The organism is Neisseria sp. P0014.S002 (assembly GCF_051958295.1).
GTDB lineage: Bacteria > Pseudomonadota > Gammaproteobacteria > Burkholderiales > Neisseriaceae > Neisseria > Neisseria flavescens_B.
Genome location: NZ_JBQCVO010000026.1, coordinates 1 through 1,716 on the forward strand (window position 1 = coordinate 1; position 1,716 = coordinate 1,716).

The 1,716-nt window shown below is 40.4% G+C and carries 2 protein-coding genes and 1 pseudogene; 2 read left to right on the forward strand and 1 reads right to left on the reverse strand.

Annotation, left to right across the window (positions count from 1 at the left end):
• Both ACTHSX_RS10420 and ACTHSX_RS10425 read left to right on the forward strand, forming a co-directional pair.
• On the forward strand, positions 1-570 hold a 570-nt coding region (locus ACTHSX_RS10420), incomplete at its 5' end, for an RHS repeat-associated core domain-containing protein (protein ID WP_440377604.1).
• 24 nt (positions 571-594) lie between these two features.
• Positions 595-1,194 carry a DUF6707 family protein gene (locus tag ACTHSX_RS10425; protein WP_440377605.1) on the forward strand — a complete coding sequence of 200 codons (600 nt, stop codon included), beginning with the start codon at positions 595-597 and terminating at the stop codon, positions 1,192-1,194.
• A gap of 307 nt (positions 1,195-1,501) precedes the next feature.
• Here ACTHSX_RS10425 and ACTHSX_RS10430 read toward each other — a convergent pair.
• Positions 1,502-1,716 (reverse strand): annotated as a pseudogene (locus tag ACTHSX_RS10430) (hypothetical protein); the annotation flags it as partial.

Here is a 1,716-nt window from a genome sequence, read left to right on the forward strand (position 1 = left end):
TTCAGATTGCAAAACCAATACTTCGATGAAGAGACCGGACTGCATTACAACCTGATGCGGTATTACGAGCCTGAGGCCGGGCGGTTTGTGAATCAGGACCCGATTAGGCTGTGGGGTGGGGAGAATTTGTATCAGTTTGCCCCCAATGCACAGGAGTGGATTGACCCACTCGGGTTATTGGGAACTAGTGTTTCTGCCTTGAAAAATAATATGGTAACTCTTACATTGGACAGTAAAGTATATCCTGAAACTGCTGGACATATTCGTGATGCTATTAAGAAAGGATGCCCTGATATCGTAACATTACAACGAAGTGGCTCTGCGAATAAGAAAAAAGTCAAAAAACGGAGAAGAGAGAGTTTAAAAGGCCATAAGTGTCAAAAAGGTAAAGATAGGGATGAATGGCCAATGGCAATGTTTAAAGAGGGTGGAAAAAATAATAACTGCCCAAATAATGTTGCAGATGTTCTCCATATTAGCCCAAGTGATAATCGGGGAGCGGGTTCATCTATAAGAGCAGCATTATCGCATTTGTCTGATGGTGTTCAAGTAAAATTCAAAATAATCTAACCAATATATGGAGGCTTTAAAACTATGAATATAGACTTTAATAAAATTGCTGAATTTTGTGTTACAAAAAATCAGAAAAAGAAGATTGCTATTCTTCAAAAGAAATTTTCTTTTAATAATTCCAAGAGTAGAGAAGCGCTTACCGACTTAATTAGTAGTTTATTTGTCAATAAGATATATGAACCTTTCAAAATCATTATTCCTGCTATTTTGCAAGTGAAATTTGAAGAGGATTTTGAAATATGGGGAGATGTAGAATATATACTTGGTCTTTTGAATGAGTCTCCTATTATTTCTAGTGATCAGAAAAAGCAATCTTTTGAATTACTAAAGTCTGTAACCGAGTATAAAAGCCAAAAAGGTGCTCAAGAAGGATTAGATAATTATTTTGCACGACACTTATCACTATATTTTATTGAAGAAGGAATGGAAAATGTGAAGGAATCAATTGAAGATGATGACCTTGAACTTGAATACTTTATGAGGTTAGGACTATTATCTGCTGCTTCTGTTGTTAAAATCATCTGCAACTCTACTAATGATTTATTAGAAAAACAAATGAACGAGATTATTTTGAAACAAATTCAAGCATTACATGAAGAAAAATTGTTGAAATATAGTTAAAAACCAGCAAGCCGTAGCCCGGATAAAACTTTCAGTTCTGACATAGGGTATGTGCAGTACACACTCACGCGGTTTCTGTTTTTCAGACGACCTCAATACCTTCTTTGAGGTCGTCTGAAATATTTGTTCTTTAACAATCTCATTAGCGGTTAACATAGAGTAGAGGTCGTCTGAAAACCGACTTTCAGATGACCCCTACCAAATTGCCATCAGCATCACCGACCCCGCCGGTTACACCACACGCTACGGCTACAACGCCCAATGGCTGCCCGAAACCATTACCGATGCCTTAGGCAAAACCCGACGCCTACACTACGACACCCTCGACCAACTCGTCAGCTTTACCGACTGTACCGGCGAAACCACCCGCTTCGGTTACACCGAATACGGCGATCTCGAAACCGTTACCGATGCGCTGGGCCATACCACCCGCCACCACTACGACGCAGCGGGCAACCCCGTCCGTACCGACTATCCCGACGGCAGTCACGAAACCTTCGAATACGACCGCCTCAACCGGCT

Excerpts from the sequence above, each read along its gene's own strand:
- ACTHSX_RS10425 (WP_440377605.1), top strand. The coding sequence starts at position 595 with ATGAATATAGACTTTAATAAAATTGCTGAATTTTGTGTTACAAAAAAT.